17 protein-coding genes and 1 tRNA gene are annotated in these 20,739 nt (G+C 66.6%); 11 read left to right on the forward strand and 7 right to left on the reverse strand.

What is annotated here, in order from left to right; translation table 11 throughout:
- Position 1: 1 nt before the first annotated feature.
- The 4 genes from K5X80_RS15685 to K5X80_RS15700 form a co-directional block, all read right to left on the reverse strand.
- A complete protein-coding gene (locus tag K5X80_RS15685; RefSeq protein ID WP_222558636.1) occupies positions 2–1,156 on the reverse strand; it encodes an acyltransferase family protein in 1,155 nt (384 codons plus the stop codon).
- A 293-nt stretch (positions 1,157–1,449) separates the two neighbouring features.
- A complete protein-coding gene (bfr, locus tag K5X80_RS15690) occupies positions 1,450–1,932 on the reverse strand; it encodes a bacterioferritin (protein WP_222558637.1) in 483 nt (160 codons plus the stop codon).
- Between the two features lie 397 nt (positions 1,933–2,329).
- Positions 2,330–3,619 carry a DUF418 domain-containing protein gene (locus K5X80_RS15695; RefSeq protein ID WP_222558638.1) on the reverse strand — a complete coding sequence of 430 codons (1,290 nt, stop codon included), beginning with the start codon at positions 3,617–3,619 and terminating at the stop codon, positions 2,330–2,332.
- Between the two features lie 6 nt (positions 3,620–3,625).
- On the reverse strand, positions 3,626–4,756 hold the full coding sequence (locus K5X80_RS15700) for an SPOR domain-containing protein (RefSeq protein WP_222558639.1): 1,131 nt from the start codon (positions 4,754–4,756) through the stop codon (positions 3,626–3,628).
- Positions 4,757–5,101: 345 nt separating this feature from the next.
- On the opposite strand from K5X80_RS15700, the gene K5X80_RS15705 reads away from it, so the two are divergent.
- Positions 5,102–6,448 (forward strand): SPOR domain-containing protein, encoded by a 1,347-nt coding sequence (locus tag K5X80_RS15705; protein ID WP_222558640.1) that lies wholly within the window; start codon positions 5,102–5,104, stop codon positions 6,446–6,448.
- 56 nt (positions 6,449–6,504) lie between these two features.
- Here K5X80_RS15705 and K5X80_RS15710 read toward each other — a convergent pair whose 3' ends face one another.
- Positions 6,505–7,734 carry a dihydroorotase gene (locus tag K5X80_RS15710; RefSeq protein ID WP_222558641.1) on the reverse strand — a complete coding sequence of 410 codons (1,230 nt, stop codon included), beginning with the start codon at positions 7,732–7,734 and terminating at the stop codon, positions 6,505–6,507.
- Positions 7,731–8,765 carry an aspartate carbamoyltransferase catalytic subunit gene (locus K5X80_RS15715; protein WP_222558642.1) on the reverse strand — a complete coding sequence of 345 codons (1,035 nt, stop codon included), beginning with the start codon at positions 8,763–8,765 and terminating at the stop codon, positions 7,731–7,733. The genes K5X80_RS15710 and K5X80_RS15715 overlap by 4 nt, the downstream gene beginning before the upstream one ends.
- A 236-nt stretch (positions 8,766–9,001) precedes the next feature.
- On the opposite strand from K5X80_RS15715, the gene sppA reads away from it, so the two are divergent.
- From sppA to K5X80_RS15750, 7 genes are all read left to right on the forward strand, one after another.
- Positions 9,002–10,882, forward strand: coding sequence for a signal peptide peptidase SppA (gene sppA / locus K5X80_RS15720; protein ID WP_222558643.1), 1,881 nt, complete (start codon positions 9,002–9,004; stop codon positions 10,880–10,882).
- A 63-nt stretch (positions 10,883–10,945) separates the two neighbouring features.
- A tRNA-Val gene (locus tag K5X80_RS15725) sits at positions 10,946–11,020 on the forward strand.
- Between the two features lie 181 nt (positions 11,021–11,201).
- Complete coding sequence (locus K5X80_RS15730) at positions 11,202–12,326, forward strand: oxidoreductase (RefSeq protein ID WP_261390568.1); 1,125 nt, start codon at positions 11,202–11,204, stop codon at positions 12,324–12,326.
- 93 nt (positions 12,327–12,419) lie between these two features.
- On the forward strand, positions 12,420–13,700 hold the full coding sequence (gene serS / locus K5X80_RS15735; protein ID WP_222558645.1) for a serine--tRNA ligase: 1,281 nt from the start codon (positions 12,420–12,422) through the stop codon (positions 13,698–13,700).
- Positions 13,700–14,464, forward strand: coding sequence for a 5'/3'-nucleotidase SurE (gene surE, locus K5X80_RS15740; RefSeq protein ID WP_222558646.1), 765 nt, complete (start codon positions 13,700–13,702; stop codon positions 14,462–14,464). Before serS ends, surE begins: the two co-directional genes overlap by 1 nt.
- Complete coding sequence (locus K5X80_RS15745) at positions 14,461–15,684, forward strand: LysM peptidoglycan-binding domain-containing M23 family metallopeptidase (RefSeq protein ID WP_222558647.1); 1,224 nt, start codon at positions 14,461–14,463, stop codon at positions 15,682–15,684. Before surE ends, K5X80_RS15745 begins: the two co-directional genes overlap by 4 nt.
- Positions 15,681–16,763, forward strand: a complete 1,083-nt coding sequence (locus K5X80_RS15750; protein WP_222558648.1) for a potassium channel family protein — start codon at positions 15,681–15,683, stop codon at positions 16,761–16,763. The genes K5X80_RS15745 and K5X80_RS15750 overlap by 4 nt, the downstream gene beginning before the upstream one ends.
- Before the next feature lie 552 nt (positions 16,764–17,315).
- Here K5X80_RS15750 and K5X80_RS15755 read toward each other — a convergent pair.
- Positions 17,316–17,726 (reverse strand): DUF1761 domain-containing protein, encoded by a 411-nt coding sequence (locus K5X80_RS15755; RefSeq protein ID WP_222558649.1) that lies wholly within the window; start codon positions 17,724–17,726, stop codon positions 17,316–17,318.
- Between the two features lie 65 nt (positions 17,727–17,791).
- Between K5X80_RS15755 and rimO the strand changes: the two genes are divergently transcribed.
- The 3 genes from rimO (at position 17,792) to glk (ending at position 20,739) form a co-directional block, all read left to right on the forward strand.
- On the forward strand, positions 17,792–19,156 hold the full coding sequence (rimO, locus tag K5X80_RS15760) for a 30S ribosomal protein S12 methylthiotransferase RimO (RefSeq protein ID WP_222558650.1): 1,365 nt from the start codon (positions 17,792–17,794) through the stop codon (positions 19,154–19,156).
- Complete coding sequence (locus K5X80_RS15765) at positions 19,156–19,572, forward strand: secondary thiamine-phosphate synthase enzyme YjbQ (RefSeq protein WP_222558651.1); 417 nt, start codon at positions 19,156–19,158, stop codon at positions 19,570–19,572. Before rimO ends, K5X80_RS15765 begins: the two co-directional genes overlap by 1 nt.
- A 177-nt stretch (positions 19,573–19,749) precedes the next feature.
- The gene (gene glk, locus K5X80_RS15770; protein ID WP_261390569.1) at positions 19,750–20,739 is read left to right on the forward strand and encodes a glucokinase; all 990 of its coding nucleotides are present in this window, start codon (positions 19,750–19,752) and stop codon (positions 20,737–20,739) included.

Raw genomic sequence — 20,739 nt, forward strand, 5'->3', positions numbered from 1 at the left:
TCTAGCCCGCCTGCGAGGCAGGTTGCGGCGCGGCGCGGCGCGAGAGGGAGGACGACAGCCGCCCCCCGCTGAGCAGCTTCGCCGTCGACGGGCCGAGCGCTTTCAATCCGCGCCCGAGCAACACGGTCGCGCCCATCACCAGCACCGGCTGCGCCACCAGGAACAGCGGATAGAGCGGGGAACCGAGCGGCCCGGTCAGCTTGCCGATCACCGGCCCACCCAGCCACATCATGATGAGATGCGAACAGAACATCAGGAAGACATAAGGTTCGAAACGCAGCAAGGGCCGCGCCAGGCGGCTTTTCGCCAGCCGCCACGCGATCGACCAGAAGAACAGCGCCGTGGTGAAGCGCATCATCAGATCGGCCGAAGTCAGCAGCACGGGGTTGTCGACCCCGCGATCGACACCGATCGTTTCCAGCCACACCTGCAGCGCCGCGAACAGAGCGTAGGCGCCGGCGACGATGACAAGCGGCCGCGACGCCATCCATGCGGCCAGATCGTGACGGCGCGCCAGCATGCCGACAAGGAAGAACAACAGGATCGAGGGGCGCAGCAGGAGAACGAACGACAGGCCCGAGACATTCCACGCCACCGCCAGCGCGGCCACCACACCCAGCGCCCAGCTCGGCAGGCGCAGCAGCAGCGGCGCGGCCATCATGCAAACGAACAGATCGCGCAGGAACGGCATCTGCACGTTGATGTCGTTCGGAGTGGCGAGGCAGAACAGTTCATCGATGGTCCACCACCAGGCGGTGGGCATCGGGGCGCGTATCCAGCCCATCCATGCAGCGCCCGAAACCAGCACCATCGCCAGCGCGTTCCACAGCACCATCGGCGCCAGAATGGTCCGCGCCTTGCCCAGCACGAATGTGCGCCAGGACCGCCGGGCGAGCGATGCGGCAACCAGCCAGCCGGAAATGACGCTGAGCAGCGGCACCGCGCTGCGCCCCAGCAGTTCGATCAGCCCCCAGCGCAGCAGGCCCTGCGGGGTTTCGTTCAGCTTGATCAGATCGCCGCCGGCCAGCCCCGTCCACGCATGCACATAGACAATGCCCAGAATGCACAGGACGCGGGCGATGCCGATCGCGGCAGACAGGCGGGGATCAGGCTTGGACGGCGCGGCAGGCAGGCGGACGGTGGTGTTCTGGCTCAAAACCCTGGCATTGCGTTGTTGACGAATCGCTGCCCCTTGTCCGGCCTTTCCGCCGCAGGTCAACGCCAGCGCGGCCATTCCCGTCCGGCATCGGACCAAATCCCCGTGGCGAGGGGCGCGAGATAGATATCGGGAAGAGGCATTGCATGGTTTGCCATACGAATGGCCTTGGCACCATTCCCGCTCAGGCTGAGCGGGTTCTGTTTTTTTGGGTAGGATTTGCAAACCACACACCCCCAAAGAAAAAGGGGCCTTGCGGCCCCTTCTCCCGATCCGGCCATCCGGCGTGGCGCTTATTCGCCGCCCGCGGGTTCGCTGTTGAGCTGCACGTAGTTCTGCAGGCCCATACGCTCGATCATGTCGAACTGGGTTTCGAGGAAGTCGACATGCTCTTCCTCGCTTTCGAGAATCTTCTCGAAGATTTCGCGGCTGATGTAATCGCGCACCGTTTCGCAATATGCGATCGCATCGCGCAGCAGGGGGAGCGCTTCCATTTCCAGCGCGAGATCGGCCTTGAGGATTTCCTCGACCGTTTCGCCGACTTTCAGCCGGTTGATCGCCTGGAAATTGGGCAGACCGTCGAGAAACAGCACACGTTCCGCCAGGGCGTCGGCATGTTTCATTTCATCGATCGATTCATGCCGTTCGTACTCGGCCAGCTTGTTGACGCCCCAATGCTTGAGCGTACGGTAATGCAGCCAGTACTGGTTGATCGCGGTCAGCTCGTTGGTCAGAGCCTTGTTCAGGAACTCGATGACCTTGGGATCGCCCTTCATAGTAACCTCGTGGAATTCGGAAAAGTGCTGGCGCGCCCTATGCGCCCAAAACCCCGAATTGACAAGGCAGCGACCCAAAAAACCCAGGATTTCCTAGGGTTTGCGAATGTTTTTCAGAAACAGGAGCCTCAAGCCGGACAGACGGCGAATTCGCGTTCTTCTTCCAGTATCGCCTCTGCATCGTCGAGGCATGTGCAACAATCGGGCGTTTTGCCCAATGCGGCATAGACATTCCTCGCACTGCCCGGGCAACGGCGCGCTTCTCTGCGCAGATCGCATTCCCGGATCGCGTTACAGATGCAAATGTACAAGGCACATCTCCCGTGACTCGCTTCTCCTTCTATATAATGCGAACGTCTTGCATTAACAAGACCCATTTCCATCCATCCGCAATGTTTCAATCCGCGCGTTTCAGCGGAAACATTCGCCCATAAGTCAGGCAGCGCCAGAGCCATTCGAGCGGGCCATATGCGAATCGGGCAAGCCACGGCCGCGACCAGGCGAGCATGACCGCGCAGCCCAGCAGCATCGGCAGCAGCAGCATCGTCCGGCCCCATTCTCCGAAAAAGCCGAGCCCCCAGCCCTGAAAGATCACGGCCATCAGCAGCGATGTCCCGAGATAGTTGCTGAACGCCATCCGCCCGGCGGCGATCAGGCGCTGTCCCAATGCCGTGCCAGCCGCACGCGGCGCCAGCCACGCCAGCCACGCGGCCAGTCCCAGAACCATCGGCAGCCGCGCGATCTGCGCCGGGCCCAGCGCGATCATGAACGTCAAATAGAACGGGTCCCCCGCGCGGATCAGCCACACGGCCAGCGGCACAGTCAGCAACATCCCCGCCGCGATGCCCGCCAGCCCCCAGCGCAGCAACCGGCGATTCCCCGCGCCGTTGAACACCCCCGCGCGGTAGAGCCCGATGCCGATCAGCATCGAGGGGAAGCTTTCGCACAGGGCCATCAACCCGCCCGTCAGAAGGCCGGTGCCCTGTTCCATCCAGTTATAGCTGACGATCCCCCACAGGCCGCCGTGCATCACCGCGGTTTCGTGCGCGGCATCGCTCAACATCCCGGCATAGTTCGCCCAATAGGGGTCCTGCCCCCCGGCACCGGCGATACAGCGGGCCACATCCGCGCAGGCGGCCAGTGCGGCGTTTTCTTCCGGCAGGGCGGTGAAGAACGGCTGCGCCTGAAACAGCGCCCCCAGCACATAGAACGCGGTGCCCAGCGCCAGCGCCGTCGCGGCGGGCAGGCGATGCGCGCCGATCGCCAGCACCACCATGCCGCACAGGGCGTAGGAAAACACGATATCGCCCCGGAACAGAAGGAAATAATGCGCCGCCCCGAACAGGCCGAGCCAAGCCAGACGGCGCCATTGCAGGGCATTGCCCTTGGCTTCGGTGAACAGCACCAGCCCCGCCCCGAACAGCACCGCGAACAGCCCGCGCATCTTGCCGTCGATCAGCAGGAACTGGACGAACCACACGATCCTGTCGGCCAGTGTCATCGGTTCGGGCAACGCGCCCGGCCAGACGGATGTCACCGTCGGCTGCGCAAAGCCGACGATATTGGCATAGAGAATGCCGAGAACGGCGATGCCGCGAATGAAATCCAGCGTGACAAGGCGGCCCGGCCCCCGCGCCGCGCCTTCACCGTTCGTTTCAGCCGGATCGCGCCATGCCGCCTGCCCCATCGGGTATCAGCGCGTCACGAGGCAGCTTTGCCCGCTCTGCCGCAATGTGGCGCAGGCGGACGCGGCTGCCGCTTCGCTGGCAAAGCCGCCCGCCAGCAATCGGGTCAGCTTGCCTGCGGGCACGAGAATCTTGGTCTTGCCCGCCAGCGGGCCCCTGCCGCCGAGCTTGCGCCACAGCGCATCGGCATTGCCCGCCACCGAGAACGCCCCCAGTTGCACCCGCCACGGCCCATTGGCCGCCGCAGGCGCGGCGCGGGCGGGCTCCGCCGCCTTGCGCACAGGGGCGGTAGCCGGTTTGGGACCGGCAGCGGCAACCTGCGCGGGCTTGGCCGGTGCGGGCTTCGCCGATGCGGGCCGGGCCACGGCCCCTTGGGGGCGGGCATAGTCGGCCCCGGCGGATGCCGGGCTTTCCGTGCCCGTCTCCCGCGCGGCGGCGGCGAGATGATCCTGCGATGCCCCGGCGGATACCGGCACAGACACAGGCGATGGCGATGGCGATGGCGTGGCCGCGCTGGCCGCCGCTCTGCCCCGGGCGAGATCGGCGCTGGCCAGTTGCTGGGCCCGGGTCGCTTCTGCCTGCGCCTGCAACTGCGTGGCCAGTGCGGCCCCCTTCTGGCGCTCTTCAAGCGGGATATACTGATCCATCTGGCCGATCGCCTGCGCGGCCTGCGGCAGCCCCTGCCCGTTGGCCAGAGTGACCAGCGCATAGGCGCGCGGCCAGTCCTTCTCCAGCAGATCGCCGTTGAAATGGGAAATGCCCAGCAGATACTGTGCGCGCGGATCGCCGCGCCCGGCGGCTTCACGCAGATAGGGCAGCGCTTCGCTGCGCTGGCCCTTCTGGAACAGCAACAACCCGTAATTGTCCGCCGCCAGCGGATGCCCCGCGGCCGCCGCGCGGGCGTAAAGCTCTTCCGCCTTGGTCGTGTCCTGCGCCACCCCGCGCCCCAGCCGGTAAGCCTGCGCCAGATTGTACGCCGCATCGGCATCGCCTTTGCCCGCTTCGGCCCGCCATTGGGCGACCGCCGCGGCATAATCCCCGCGATCCCATGCCTCGACGCCTTCCTTGCTCCCGGCAAGCGCCGATGCCCCGGCCATGAAAGCCAGCGCCGCAACGGCGGTTCGCGTGTATCTGCGCATGGTAACCATATCGTCCCTGTCTTGCTCGATCGGACCTAGTACCCGGAAACCATAGGGGACAAGCGGTTAGCAAACCCTTTCCATCACCTGTGCCGTTGCTGGGCTGTTTCGGCGCGGCCGCTCATGCGATGCATGGCATACCGCATTAACCCAAAATTAGGAGCAGCCTGCCAATTTCCGCATGAATTGCCGGAGCGGGGGGCGTCTCCGGAATCGAACGGGGGGCTGGCCAATGCCGGAAAGCATCGTGCCTGACAGCATCGGCTGTGCACAACGCATATGCGGCGCACCGCGCGCATGGGCTGAATGCCCCCGATTGCCCGGAGCACCAAGGACATACCCGACATGACCCAGACCGCGAACCGCAAGCGCCTGCTCGTTCTGGCCGCCGCAGCGTTGATCGGCAGCAGCGCGCTGACGGGCAGTCTCTATGCCCGCACGCCCGATGCCGCCATGTCCGCGCGGCAGGCCCAGAACGCGCTCGCCAAAGGGAAACGGGACAAGGCCGTTGCATGGGCGGAACAGGCTGTGGCCGCCGCGCCGGACAATGCGGGTTATCGCACCACGCTGGGGTCCGCCTATCTCAACGCGGGCCGTTTCGTGTCCGCCGCCGCCGCGTTTGGCGATGCCGTGGCGCTGGGCGACACCTCGCCGCGCACCATGCTCAGCCTCGCGCTCGCGCAGATCGGTGCGGGCCGCGCGGGGGAAGCGCTGGCCGTGCTCGACAGCGCCAATGACACCATCGCCCCCGCCGATCTCGGCCTGGCCTATGCGCTGGCGGGCGATCCCCAGCGCGGCGCGGCGATTCTGACCGATGCCATCCGCAGCGGCGAAAACACGCCCAAAGTCCGCCAGAACCTTGCCTATACCCTGGCGATTGGCGGGGACTGGCGGCAGGCCCGCATCATGGCATCGATGGATATTCCGGCGGAAAAGCTGGGCGACCGGCTGGCCGAATGGGCCGCCACCGCGCAATCGGGCGCATTCCAGCACCGCGTCGCGGCGCTGCTGCAAGTCCCGGTGATCGCGAAGGACCCGGGCCGCCCCGAAGCATTCGCGCTGACCGGCACGCCCGCGCAACAACCGCCCGCCGCCGACAGCGGCCCGGCCGAAGCGGCCTATACAGCGCCCGCCGCGCCCTATCGCGGCGGCGAACTGCCCGCGCTTGCGCCGGTCGCCGCTGCTTCCGCCGCACCGATCAAAGTGATCCCCGCCCATTACACCCCTGCACCCACCGCCGCCCAGCCCGACGATTTCCACGCGGCATTCGTGGCGGACACACCGCAAGGGGCGACGCCGACGGCCATGATCGCCGATTCGGTCCGGTTCGTATCCCAGCCGGTGGTGCAGGCGATCCCGGCCCGCTATCGCACGAGCCCCGCCCCGCTTCCGGCCCCCCAGCCCACACGGCGCGAAACGCCATCGGCAACTGTCGCGGCGGCGAAGCGGCCGAGCGGCAACCGACTGGTCCAGCTGGGCGCGTTCGGATCGGAACAACGCGCCCGGCAGGCATCGCAGATCTATCTCCGGCAATATCGCGGGCTCGATCCCAGCCAGATCCGGATCACTCAGGCCAACGTGAACGGCAAGACCTATTGGCGCGTTTTGGCGGCAGGATTGAGCCTAGCCGACGCCCGCGCCGTGTGTTCGACGCTCAAGGCCCAGGGGCAAATCTGCCTGACCAACGGCTGACCGGCCTGGCGGAGGATCGCTCCGCCCCTCTGCCTATCTAGCCATGCGCCCGGCGGTCAGCCGATCGCCACGCCGCCCTTGTAAAGCGCGGTGGCGCGGCCCTGCACCGGCTGCCCATCGAACGGGGTGTTGCCCGCGCTGGCCGCCATGCGCGTGGACGAGATCACCCACGGCTTGTCCGGATCGACCAGCACCAGATCGGCTTCCAGCCCCGTTTCCAGCCGTCCGGCGGGAACGCCCAGCAGCTGCGCCGGATTGCCCGCCGCCAGCGCGAAAGCGCGCGCCATATCGATCACCCCGTCGCGCACCAGCGACAGCACCATCGCCAGCAGGCTTTCCGCCCCGGCCATGCCCGGTTCGGCATCGGCGAACGGCAGGCGCTTGTCTTCGGGCCCACGCGGATCGTGGCCCGATGCGATGACATCGATCGTGCCGTCAGCGATGGCGGCAATCACCGCCTGCCGGTCCGCTTCCTGCCGCAAGGGTGGCGACAGCCGCGCATAAGTGTGGAATTTCGCCACGGCGAGATCGGACAGCATGTAATGCGCAGGCGTGACGCCCGCTGTCACCGCCACGCCGCGCAGCTTCGCCGCGCGCACCAGATCGAGCGCGGCCTGCGTCGTCACCTGGCGGAAATGCAGGCGCGCGCCCGCCATTTCGGCCAGCGCGATATCACGCGCCACGGCCACCGCCTCCGCCTGTGCGGGGGCGCTGGGCAGGCCCAGCCGGGTCGCCATTTCGCCTGCGGTGGCCACGGCGCTGCCCACCAGCCCCGCATCCTCGGCATGGCTGACCACCACCATGTCCAGCATCGCCGCATAGCGCAGCAGGCGCAGCATGATGCCCGAATCCGCAATCCAGCCGCGCCCGGTGGCGATGCCGCGCGCGCCCGCATCGCGCATCAGCGCCAGTTCGGCCAGTTCGCGCCCTTCCAGCCCGCGCGTGGCCCCGGCCAGCGGATGGACCCAGAAATCGGGCTTGCCGCTATAGGCGAGGAACTGCACCCGCGCCGGGTGATCCAGCGGCGGCGCCTGATCGGGCATCAGCGCCGCGCGGGTGATCCCACCGAAATGGAACGCGGGCTTGTCCACCGCGAAAACGCCGAAATCGACCAGGCCGGGTGCGATCAGTTTCCCCCCGGCGTCGACGATCTCATCCCCGTCTTCCGGATCGATCGCGCCGAGGCCGACAATCCGGCCTTCGACGCAGCGCAAGGCGCCGGTGCGCACTTCGCCGGGCAGGACGAGCCGCCCGCCGGTGATCGTCAAGGGGCGTTGCTGCTTCATGCCCGGTTCCCCTGTGCTTCGGCCCAGCCTTCGACCCCGCGCGAACGACGCGTCAGCACATCGAGGCAGGCCATGCGGATGGCCACGCCCATTTCCACCTGCCGGGTGATCAGGCTGGTCCCGGCCAGATCGGCCACTTCGCTGTCGATTTCCACGCCGCGGTTCATCGGCCCGGGATGCATCACCAGCGCATCGGGCGCGCAGCGGCGCAGCCGCTGCGCCGTCAAACCATAAAGGTGGCGATATTCGCGCGGACTGGGGATGAACTGGCCCTGCATCCGCTCGTTCTGCAAACGCAGCATCATCACGATATCGGCCCCGTCCAGCGCGGCTTCGAAATCGTGGAAGGTTTCCACGCCCATCGCTTCGATCGCTTCGGGCATCAGCGCCGGCGGCGCGCAGACCCGCACTCTCGCGCCGAGCGAGGCGAGGCAGAGAATATTGGAACGGGCCACGCGGCTGTGCAGGATATCCCCGCAGATCGTCACCCGCAGCCCGTTGAATTCCTCGCTTTTCCCGCGTTCGCGCAGGGCATGGCGAATGGTCAGCGCATCGAGCAGGGCCTGCGTCGGATGTTCGTGCTGGCCATCCCCGGCGTTGAGCACCGGACAGGCGACCTGATCGGCGATCAGCGCCACCGCGCCCGAACTGGCATGGCGGATGACGATGGCATCGGCCCGCATCGCATTCAGCGTCACCGCCGTGTCGATCAGCGTTTCGCCCTTCTTGATGCTCGATTGCGCGGCCAGCATGTTGACGACATCCGCCCCCAGCCGCTTGCCCGCGATTTCGAAGCTGAGCAGCGTGCGCGTCGAATTTTCGAAGAAGGCGTTGATGATCGTCAGCCCGGCCAGCGCTTCGGAATGTTTCGCCGCGCGTCGGTTCAGTTCGACCCATTGTTCCGCTTCGTCCAGCAGGAAGAGGATTTCGTGAGTCTCGAGCCCGGCGATGCCGAGCAGGCCGCGATGCGGAAAGGCGAGACCACCGGCCGGATACTGGCCACGGGCGGGAGTGATGGGCGGCAATGTCATTGAAACGGGGCCTTTACTGCGCCGCGCGCTCCCGCTCAAGGTGATTCGGCGGCGATTTCCCCGCCTTTGCCATGGCCTGGCCCCGTGATCGGCCCGATGATCGTTCGGCCGCTTTCCCCAGCTTGCCCTCCTTTTCGCAAGCGGCAGATGTTTCCATTGGCCTGCAAATCCCTCTAAGACGTGGCGCTGTAGCCTGCGGCGATCATGGCGGGCCATGCGACAGGAGCATTTCGATCATGACGTTCGCGGGCAAGGTTTGGCGGCTTCTGGTGGGCATCAAGGATGCTCTCGCCCTGCTGTTCCTGTTGCTGTTCTTCGTCGGGCTCTACATGGTGCTGACCGCCCGCCCCAGCCCCGGCCAGGTGCGCGAAGGCGCGTTGCTGCTGCAACTGGATGGGTCGGTGGTGGAAGAAGCCTCGCAGACCGATCCGCTGCAGATTCTCCTTTCCCAGGAAATGCCCGCGCGTGAATATCAGGCCCGCGATCTGGTGCGCGCCATCGACGCCGCCACCGCCGACAAGCGCATCCGCGTGATCGTGCTCGATCTGTCGCGTTTCACCGGCGGCGGGCAGGTTCATCTGGCGGAAATCGGCGCCGCGCTGGATCGCGCCCGGGCGGCGAAGAAACCGGTGCTGACATTCGCCAATGCCTACGTCGATGACGGGATGATGCTGGCCGCCCATGCGAGCGAAGTCTGGGTCGATCCCCTCGGCGGCGCGGTAGTGGCCGGGCCCGGCGGGGACCGGCTCTATTACGCCGGGCTGCTGGAACGGCTGAAAGTCAACGCGCACGTCTTCCGCGTCGGCACATACAAGTCGGCCATCGAACCCTTCATCCGCAACGATATGTCCGCCGAAGCGCGCGAGGATGCCAGCGCGCTCTATTCCGCGCTGTGGGAAGAATGGAAAGCGGATGTGAAGAAGGCCCGGCCTTCCGCCAATCTGACGCTGGTCACCGGGCAACCGGTGGAATGGCTGGCCGGCGCGCGCGGCGACAGCGCGCAGGCCGCGAAACAGGCGGGGCTGGTCGATCACGTCGGCGATTGGGTAGCGTTCGGCAACCGCGTGGCCAAGCTGGCCGGGCCGGACGACTGGAACCCCGGCCCCGGCAGTTTCGCCCATACCGAACTCGATCCGTGGCTGGCGGCCAACAAGCCCGGCAAGCCGGGCAAGGCCATCGGCGTCATCACGATCGCGGGGGAAATCGTCGACGGCGAAGCCGGGCCCGGCCAGGCAGGCGGCGACCGGATCGCCGACCTGCTGGACGAAGCACTGAAGGACAAGCTGGCCGCGCTGGTCGTCCGGGTCGATTCGCCGGGCGGATCGGTCACCGCTTCGGAGGAAATCCGCCGCGCGATCCTGCGCCACAAGGCGCGCAAGATCCCCATCGTGGTTTCGATGGGCAATGTCGCGGCGAGCGGCGGCTATTGGGTGTCCACCCCGGCCGACCGCATTTTCGCCGCGCCCGAAACGATCACCGGATCGATCGGGATTTTCGCGGTGGTGCCGACGTTCGAAAATGCGCTGTCGCACTGGGGCGTGACCGCCGACGGCGTGAAGACCACCCCACTTTCCGGCCAGCCCGATCTGACCTCGGGCTTTACCCCGGAAACGCAGGCGATGGTGCAGAGCGTGATCGAAAACGGCTATGCCCGCTTCCTCACGCTGGTGTCCCGCTCACGCGGGAAGAGCCCGGCGGAAATCAACGCCATCGCGCAAGGCCGGGTCTGGGCAGGCGGGCCCGCCCGCCAGATCGGGCTGGTGGACGAATTCGGCGGGCTCGACGATGCGCTTGCCTGGGCGGCAAAGCGCGCGGGGCTCAAGGAAGGGCAATGGCATGCGAAATACCTCGGTTCCTCGCCCGATGCCTATCATTCGCTGCTGCAACTGATGCTGGGCACCAGCGCGGATGCGCGGGCCCCGGCCAACGATCTCGTCGCGCTGCTCACCGCCCGGCAGACGGGCATGGCCCGGCAGATGACGGCGGATATGGAGCGCCTGCTCGGTTCGCGCGGGGCGGAAGCCTATTGCCTGTCCTGCCCGCGCCAGCCGCAGGAGGTGGTTTCTCGTAACGATTCCATGGCGTTACGAACTCTTGCCATGCTGCTGCGCGATTGAGGCTTGTGAATCGCGCAGACGCGTGGCAAAGGCGCGGCCCTGCCCGGCAGTCACGCCGCAGGCGGGCGCGTAGCTCAGTGGTAGAGCACACCCTTCACACGGGTGGGGTCGCAAGTTCAATCCTTGCCGCGCCCACCATTTTCTTCTGGAAAATGCAAACCTTACCGCCTCCACCCGGGGCCGTTCGGGCTGTTCACCGGCTGCCCGGCGATACGCTGCCCCATCCCCGTGCGATCCTCTGGCCAGATCGGCAAAGAACCGGGCGCGATGAAACGCTCCGCACTGGAGGCGCCCGGGCGAATCCTCTATGGCACGCGGGATGACCGATCCGCTTTTCACCCCTTTCGCCGTGGGCGGCATGGAACTGCCCAACCGTGTGGTCATGGCCCCGATGGGCCAGGGCAAGGCGCCGGGCGGAATGCCCGATCCGGGCTATGCCGATTATTTCGCCCGCCGTGCGCAGGGCGGGGTCGGCCTGATTATTTCGGGCGCGACCGCCGTGAATCACCCCGCCGCCGCCTTCGACGAGAACGAGCCCCATTTTCATGGCGCGGCGCTGGCCGAATGGGGCCGCGCGGTGGCAGCCGTCCATGCAGCGGGCGGCCGTATCATGCCGCAGCTCGCCCATGCCGGATTGCAGGGGCTGGCCCCGGTTGCCCCGCCATGGTCGGGCATCGGCCCTTCGGCGGTGTGGATGCCCGCCGCAACGCTGGGCGCCGACGCGGGGCCCGAACGGATCGAAGGCCAGCCGATGACGCTGGCCGATATCGAATCGGTGGTGGCCGCTTTCGCCCAGGCGGCGCGGGATGCGGTGGCGCTGGGCTTCGACGGGATCGAAATCCACGGCGCGCACGGGTTCCTGATCGATCAGTTCCTCTGGCCGCATACCAATCGCCGCCCCGATCACTACGGGCAGGACCGGGCCCGGTTCGCGGCGGAAATCGTGGCCGCCTGCCGCGCGGTGGTGGGGCCGGGCTTCCCGATCAGCTTCCGCTTTTCACAGTTCAAGATGACCGATTACGCTGCCCGCGTGGCGCAGACGCCGGAAGAACTGGAAGCGCTGGTCCGCCCGCTGGTCGATGCCGGGGTCGATCTGTTCGACTGTTCGCTGCGCCGCTTCTGGCGCCCGGAATTCGCAGGCAGCGCGATGAACCTTGCCGGATGGATCAGGAAACTGGGCGGCCGCCCCACAGTGGCGGGCGGCGGCATCGGCCTGGCCAAGACGGCGATGGAATACGGGCAGGAAGGAATTTACGCGACAGTCGCCGAATCCTCCCTCGCCCATCTCGACGATGTGCGCGAACGGATCGTGCGCGGCGAATTCGACCTGATCGCGCTGGGCCGTTCGATCCTGGGCGATGCCGCCTGGGCCGCCAAAGTGCGCGAAGGCGCGCACGACACGCTGCAACCCTATCGCCCCGAAGTGCTGATCGGCCTGAACTGAACGGCCCCAACTGAGCGGCGTGCCGATCCTGAACAGCTTCTTGCGCTGTCGATTCTTGCGCTGGTCACGCCGAAACGCCATAGCGCTCAGGCTATGCATGACCTCCGTTTCATTCGCGAAAATCCCGACGCCTTCGATGCGGGCCTTGCCCGCCGCGGCGTAGCCCCCGCCGCCGCCGCGATCCTTGAGCTTGACCGGGTGCGGCGCGATGCCGCCACGCGGGCGCAGGAATCGCAAAGCCGCCGCAACGACGCATCCAAGCTGATCGGCCAAGCGATGGCGCAGGGCGACAAGGACAAGGCCGAAGCGCTGAAAGCCGAAGTCGCCGATTTGAAGCAGACTCTGCCCGCGCTGGAAGAGGAAGAACGCACCGCCAGCGCGCGGTTGAACGACATGCTGGCGGGCCTGCCCAATCTGCCGCACGATGACGTGCCGCCGGGCGAGGACGAGGCCGCGAATGTCGAAACGGCGCGCTGGGGCGCCCCGCCCGCATTCGCTTTCACGGCGCAGGAACACGCCGATATCGGCCCGGCGCTCGGCCTCGATTTCGAAACCGCCGCCGCCATTTCCGGCGCGCGCTTCGCGTTCCTCAAAGGCCAGATGGCCCGCCTGCAACGCGCCCTGGCCCAGTTCATGCTGGACAAGCAGACTGTCGAAAACGGCTACATGGAATGCGCCGTGCCGCTACTGGTGCGCGATGATGCCGTGTTCGGCACCGGGCAATTGCCGAAATTTTCCGAAGACCTGTTCCAGACGACCGATGGCCGCTGGCTGATTCCGACAGCGGAAGTCTCGCTCACCAATGCGGTGCGCGAACAGATTCTCGGCTCTATGGACCAGCCGATCCGCATGACCGCGCTGACCCCCTGCTTCCGCAGCGAAGCGGGCGCGGCCGGGCGCGACACGCGCGGCTATATCCGCCAGCACCAGTTCGAAAAGGTCGAACTGGTCAGCGTGTGCCGCCCCGATCAATGGCAGGCGGAACACGATCATATGGTCCACGCGGCGCAAAGCGTGCTTGAAGCGCTGGACCTGCCCTACCGCACGATGCTGCTCTGCGCGGGCGATATGGGGGCGACGGCGAAGAAGACATACGATCTCGAAGTCTGGCTGCCGGGGCAGAACGCCTATCGCGAGATTTCCTCGATCAGCTGGTGCGGCGATTATCAGGCCCGCCGGATGAACGCCCGCTTCCGCCCCCAGGGGGAGAAGCGCACCGAATTCGTCCACACGCTCAACGGTTCGGGGCTGGCTGTCGGCCGCACACTGGTGGCGGTGCTGGAAAACTACCAGAACGCGGATGGCTCCGTCACCGTGCCCCCCGCCCTGCTGCCTTACACCGGCGGCCTCGCCAAGCTGGAGCCTGCCGCCTGATGCGTATCCTGCTGACCAACGACGATGGCATTCATGCCAGCGGATTGCGCGTGCTGGAGGCGATCGCCCGGCAATTTAGCGACGATATCTGGGTCTGCGCCCCCTCCGAAGAACAATCGGGCGCGGGCCATTCGCTGTCGCTGTCCCGCCCGGTGCGCCTGCGCCGCCATGGCGAACGGCGTTTCTCCGTTACCGGCACGCCGACCGATTCGGTCATGCTCGCGCTCAACCAGGTGCTCGATTCCCCGCCCGACCTGATCCTTTCAGGCATCAATCGCGGCGCCAATCTGGGCGATGACGTGACGTATTCGGGCACTGTTTCCGCCGCGATCGAAGGAACGCTGGCGGGCGTGCGCTCCATCGCGCTCAGCCAGGTCTATGCCCGCGAAGGCATGGCCGACACCGTGCCTTTCGCCGCCGCCGAGGCATGGGGGGCCAAAGTGATCGCGCCGCTGCTCGACGCGCCGTTCGCCGAACGCACGCTGGTCAATGTCAATTTCCCGCCTGTCGCCGCAGAAGACGTCAAGGGCATCCGCGTGGTCCGGCAGGGTTTCCACGATTATGCCCGCACCACCGTGGTTGAAGGGCGCGATCCGCGCGGCTTCCCCTATTATTGGTTCGGCCTTCATGGTATCGAGCATACGCCTGCCCAGAGCACCGATTTGGAGGCGATTGCAGATGGTTACGTGTCGGTCACGCCGCTGATGCTCGATCTGACCCACGATGCCTCGCTGGCCGGTCTATCAGGCAGGTACAGCGAATGAAGCGGGCGCTGCTTGCCGCCATGGCGGCTCTGCTGGTCGCCGCCTCCCCCGCCGATGAAACACGCCACACCGTCCGCGACGGCGAAACGCTGAACGGCATCGCCAATCGCGCCGGGGTTTCGCCCGCCGCCCTGGCCGAAGCGAACAAGCTCACGCCGCCCTATGCCGTGCGCGTGGGGCAGGTGCTGGTGATCCCGCGCGGCGCGAAGCGGGCGTCTGCCCCGGCCAGCAAGCCGGCAAGCGGCACTTCCGGTTCGGCTTACGTGGTGAAAGACGGCGAAACGCTGAACGGTATCGCCAACCGCGCCGGGGTCTCGCCCGCCGCGCTCGCCGCCGCCAACAAGCTCACGCCGCCCTATGCCGTGCGCGTGGGGCAGAGGCTGACTCTGCCGCGCAGGAGCGCTGCGGCCGCCCCCGCCGCGAAACCGGCGGGCGAACGCCCCGCCCCAGCGCCCGCGTCCGCTAGGAGCGCGCTGCGGATCGATACCGAAACCAGCCATGTCGTCAAACCGGGGGAAACCTTCAATGGCATCGCCATCCGCACGGGCATTCCCCGTTCGGTTCTGGCGCAGGCCAACGGGTTGACCGCGCCCTACGTCGTCAAAGTGGGGCAAAGGCTGCGCATTCCGCGCCAGCGCACCCATGTGGTGGCCGAAGGGGAAACCGGCTTCGGCATCGCTTTCAAATACGGTGTGCCTTACGACGATATCCTCACCGCCAACGGGCTGGGCAAGGATGCGGTGATCAAGACCGGGCAGAAGCTGGTGATTCCGGCAATGGTCCACGATGCCCGGGCAAAGGAAGCGGCCAGGGCATCGCAGGAGGCGGCGGCGGCGGCCAGGGCCGCGGCGACCGACAGCGGATTCCGCTGGCCGCTGACCGGCAAGGTCATCACCCGCTTCGATGCGCAGGCGGGCCATCGCGGCATCGATATCGATGCCACGCTCGGCCAGGCCGTCGCGGCGTCCAAGGCGGGCAAAGTGATCTATGCCGGGGAAGAACCCGTACGCTATGGCAAAGTGGTGGTGCTGGAACACGATGGGCAATGGTACAGCGCCTATGCCCACCTGCTGTCCATCGGCGTGGCCAAGGGCGAAACCGTGAAAGCGGGTGATGTGGTCGGCCACGCGGGATCGAGCGGCGAAGCCACCCAGCCCCAGCTTCATTTCGAACTGCGTCAGGCGAACCGCCCGATCGACCCGTTGACCAAGCTGCCGTGATCCCTCGCCTGCCCCGCATCCACCGCGTGGCCACGCTCCGCCGCAATGTGCGGTTGCCGGTCTGGGCGGATGTAGCGTTGCGGCTCGCCGCCGTCCTGTTCCTGATCTTTTTCGTCGTCCTCATTCATTACTGGGAACGGCAAGGGCTGGTCGACGCTCACGATGGCGAGGTCAGTTTTCTCGACGTGGTCTATTTCACCATGATCTCGATCACGACCACCGGCTTCGGCGATATCACGCCGGTCAGCGACAAGGCGCGGCTGATCGAAGCGGTGATCGTCACCCCGATCCGCATCGCGGTGCTCTTCATTTTCGTGGGCACGGCCTACACTTTCCTTATCAAGCGCGGCTGGGAGAAATGGCGCATGGCCCGCATCCAGGAACAACTCACCGGCCATATCGTGGTGCTGGGCTTCGGTGTCAGCGGCTACGAATCGGTGTCCGAACTGATCCAGCGCGGCACCGATCCGAGCGATATCGTGGTGATGGACCCGCTCGAATCCCGCCTGTCCGTGGCGGCGGCGCTGGGCTGCAATGTCATCGCCGGCGATGCCACGCGCAACGAAACGCTGATCGATATCCGGGTCGCCAATGCCCGGGCCATTCTCGTTTCGGCGGGGCGCGACGACACCTCGATCCTGATCGTGCTGACCGTGCGGCACCTTGCCCAGCATGTGCCGATCAGCGTGGTGGTGCGCGCGGAAGATAACGAACTGCTGGCCCACCGGGCGGGCGCGGACAATGTCATCAACCCGGTCCGCTTCACCGGGTTGCTGCTGGCCGGGTCCGCACAGGGCACCCATGTCGCCGATTATCTGTCCGATCTCGCTTCGGTGGCGGGCAGCGTGCAACTGGTCGAACGCCCCGTCCGCACCGACGAAATCGGCGGCAGCCTGTCGCGGCTGGCCACCGGCGGCCTCGGGGTCAGGCTCTATCGCAAGCGCCAGGCTTATGGCTATTGGACGCCCGAAGCGCAGGATCTGCAGCCGGGCGATACGATCGTCGAAATCGTACACGCGGAAAAGGACGCCCCCGCCGGCGGGCAGGATGCGCCGCAGGACGCACCGGCCGGGACATAACGCGGCGCAGTACGGCAGGAACCCGGTAGGCCCCGCCTCGCGCCCTGCCCGCTGCCAGCGCCGCCCGCGCCAGATGCCCCGCTTCCTCGAACGAAGCGGCCACCGCGATCGGATAAGGAAACGCCTGGCCCGCTTTTGCCGTGCGTTCTTCCATAGCGGCGCGTTCGCCCGCATCTTCCGCCACGTAAACTGTCAGGCGGACTTTGGCGCCCAGTTCTTCCCGCCGCGCCTTGAGCCATTGCGCCAGCGGCTTGCCCGCCTGCGGTGCGGGGCGTTGCGCGGCATCGACAATTGTCACCACAGCGTCATGCCGGGCCAGCAGGTGGTCGTACGCTTCAGTCCAGGCGACGCCGTCGGCAGCGTTCTGCAAGAGCCGCGAACCGGAACGATAAATCCCCTCGGCCAGCGGAACGAAGAAATCGGTCATGGAGCATCTCCGAATATTGATATTGATTATCAATATATATTCCCATGTGCGGATACAAGCCAGCTTATCGGAAACCTGCCCGGCGGCGCCTGCTGGTTTGGCGCTATCGCCCTGTCAGCGCCGGATCAGCCGAGAATCCAGAACACCAGCCCCATGGCGAGGTACGCCACCAGCCAATAGCCGCCATCGATCACGCCCAGCCGGGTGGCGATACGTTGATGCAGATAGCTGAGCGCGAGCGCGGGAATCACGAAGAACAGCGCCAGCCCGCCCGACATCATGAAATAGAGCCACGGTTTCACCGCCAGCGTTTCGGTGCCTACCCGCGCGAACATATGGCCCATCATCGCGGCGGTGAGCAGCAGGAGCAGCACGGTCACCACCGCCGTGCGCGCGGTGCTGGTGCGCGCGGCCATGCCGCCCGGCCCGACCGCCTCCAGCTTCGCCCGGCCGAACAGCGGACCGTACCACAGCCCCGCCACGCCAAGCGCCGCCAGTGCCGCGACAAACACCGCCATCCAGTTTACCGGTCCCATTCTCACTCCACTTCCGTCCGCAACAGTAGCCTTTACAGCGCAAGCCGTGTAGAGGCGCGCGCGCAATGGCCACGACAATCCCCCAAGCGCGCCGAGTCGGCATGGTGAGCCTCGGCTGCCCGAAAGCGCTGGTAGACTCCGAGCGCATCCTGACAAAATTGCGTGCCGATGGCTATGCCATGTCGGCCGACTATGATGGCGCGGATGTCGTTCTCGTCAACACCTGCGGTTTTCTCGACTCCGCGAAAGAGGAAAGTCTGGCCGCAATCGGCGAGGCGATCGCCGAAAACGGGCGGGTCATCGTCACCGGCTGCATGGGCAACGAAGCCGATGCGATCCGGGCCCGCTTCCCCGAAGTTCTGGCGATCACCGGCGCGCACCAGTATGAAGCCGTGGTCGAAGCGGTGCACGAAGCCGCCCCGGCGACGCAGGGGCCCTTCGTCGATCTGATCCCGCAGCAGGATGTCAAGCTGACGCCGCGCCATTACAGCTATCTCAAGATTTCCGAAGGCTGCAATCACGCCTGCGCGTTCTGCATCATCCCGCAATTGCGCGGCAAGCTGGCCAGCCGCCGGATCGATGCCGTGCTGCGCGAGGCGGAAAAGCTGGTCGCGGCGGGCACGCAGGAATTGCTGGTCATCAGCCAGGACACCAGCGCCTATGGCGTCGATGTCCGTCATGAGGAACGCACGTGGAAAGGCCATCCCGTGCGCACGCATATGACCGATCTGGCCCGCGAACTGGGCCAGTTGCGCACTGCCGAAGGGCGCGCGCCGTGGGTGCGGCTGCACTACGTCTATCCCTATCCGCACGTCGATGCGGTGATCCCGCTGATGGCCGAAGGGCTGATCACGCCCTATCTCGACATTCCTTTCCAGCATGCCTCCCCATCCGTCCTGCGCGCGATGAAGCGCCCAGCGAACGAAGCGAAAGTGCTCGAACGGCTGAAGGGCTGGCGCGAGATCTGCCCCGATATCGCCATCCGCTCCAGCTTCGTCGTCGGCTTCCCCGGCGAGACGGAGGACGATTTCCAGTACCTGCTCGACTGGCTGGACGAAGCCCAGCTCGACCGGGTGGGCGCTTTCCGGTTCGAACCGGTGGAAGGCGCGGCGGCCAACACCCTGCCCGATCCGGTGCCGGAAGAAGTGAAGGAAGAACGCTACGCCCGCGTGATGGAAAAGACCGAGGCGATCAGCGCGGCCAAGCTGGCGGCCAAAGTCGGCCGCACGATCCCCGTCATCATCGATGAAGTGGGCGAACCGGACGAGGACGGCGATATCGGCGCCACCGGCCGCAGCCAGGCGGACGCGCCGGAAATCGACGGGCACGTTTACCTGCGCAATGTCCCCGCCGATCTGCAACCCGGGGCGATCATCGATGTCACCATCGAAGAAGCCGATGCGCACGACCTGTTCGGGGCTCCGGCCTGATGCGGCAGCAAACGGCGGTGCTGGATTTCCAGACCGCCGGGCGCGATCTGCTGGAAATCACCGGCGAAGTGCGCCGCTGGGTACAGGTCAGCGGCATTCGCACCGGCCTGCTCACGCTGTTGTGCCAGCATACCTCGGCATCGCTGCTGATCAACGAAAACGCCGCGCCCGCGGTGCGCCGCGATCTGCTGCGCTGGCTGGACCGCATCGCCCCCGAAAGCACCGCCTACGAACATGACGACGAAGGGCCGGACGATATGCCCGCGCATATCAAGGCCCTGCTCACCGGCAACAGCCTGACGATTCCGGTGGACGGCGGGCGCCCGATGCTGGGCACATGGCAGGGCATCTATCTGGCCGAACACCGTGCCCGGCCCCATCGGCGGACGGTGGCCGTGCATCTTCTCGGCGCATAGGCGCGCCGGTCAGGCGCGTTGCCGCTCTGTTTCGGCAGGCAGGCCCGCCACCCCCTTTATCCCAATGCAACCAATGCTATGCTGCCCGCCTGTTTGCCAGGCACAACGGGGCCGCATCTGCATGAGACACATCGCCAATCCTCCCGCACCAACGGCTCGTCCCGTCAGGCGGCGGGCATGATCGAACTCGTCGCGGCGGATATCGGCGGCACCCATGCCCGTTTCGCACTGGCCGCCATTGCGCCTGACGGGGCGATCGCGCTGGGCGAGGTATTGACGCTGCGCACTGACGATTATCCCGGCCTGCCCGCTGCCTGGCGCGCTTTTGCGGACCATATCGGCCGCCCTCTGCCGGGCGCGGCGGCCATCGCCATCGCCGCCTCGCTCCATGGCGGCCTGATCCGCATGACCAACAACGACTGGACAGTGGACCAGCACACGCTAGCGGCGGAACTCGCGGTCGACCGGCTCACGCTGGTCAACGATTTCGCGGCGGTCGCCCATGCCGTGGCCCACGCGGGCAGCGATCTGCTCCCCGCGCTCAGCGGGCCGGACAGGCCGCTGCCCGCCACCGGCACGGTCAGCGTGATCGGCCCCGGCACCGGTCTCGGCACCGCATCCTTCCATCGCTTTGCCGGTGGCTATCATGTGCAGGATGCCGAAGGCGGGCATATCGCTTTCGGGCCGCTGGACGATGTGGAGGATGCCATCCTCGCCCATCTGCGCCGCCGCCATGCCCGCGTTTCGGTGGAACGGGTGGTATCGGGGCCCGGCCTCGCCGCGATCTACGAAACGCTGGCCGCACGCGAAAGGCGCAGCATATCCCCCATGCCCGACCGCATCCTGTGGGAACGCGGCATAGCCGGGGAAGATGCGCTGGCTGTTGCCGCGATCGAGCGGTTCTGCATGATCCTGGGCAGCGTAGCGGGCGATTTCGCACTGGCGCACGGGGCCGATGCGGTGGTGATCGCCGGCGGGCTCGGCCTGCGGTTGCGGCAGATTCTGCCCGCATCCCGTTTCGCGGAGCGTTTCTGCGACAAAGGCCGTTATCAGGCATACATGGCCACGCTGCCGGTGCGGCTGATCACGCATCCGCAACCGGGCCTCTATGGCGCGGCCGCCGCTTTCGCCGGGGAACACGCCATCATTCCAGCACAGCGAGCATAA

This window comes from Caenibius sp. WL (genome assembly GCF_019803445.1).
Lineage (GTDB): Bacteria > Pseudomonadota > Alphaproteobacteria > Sphingomonadales > Sphingomonadaceae > Caenibius.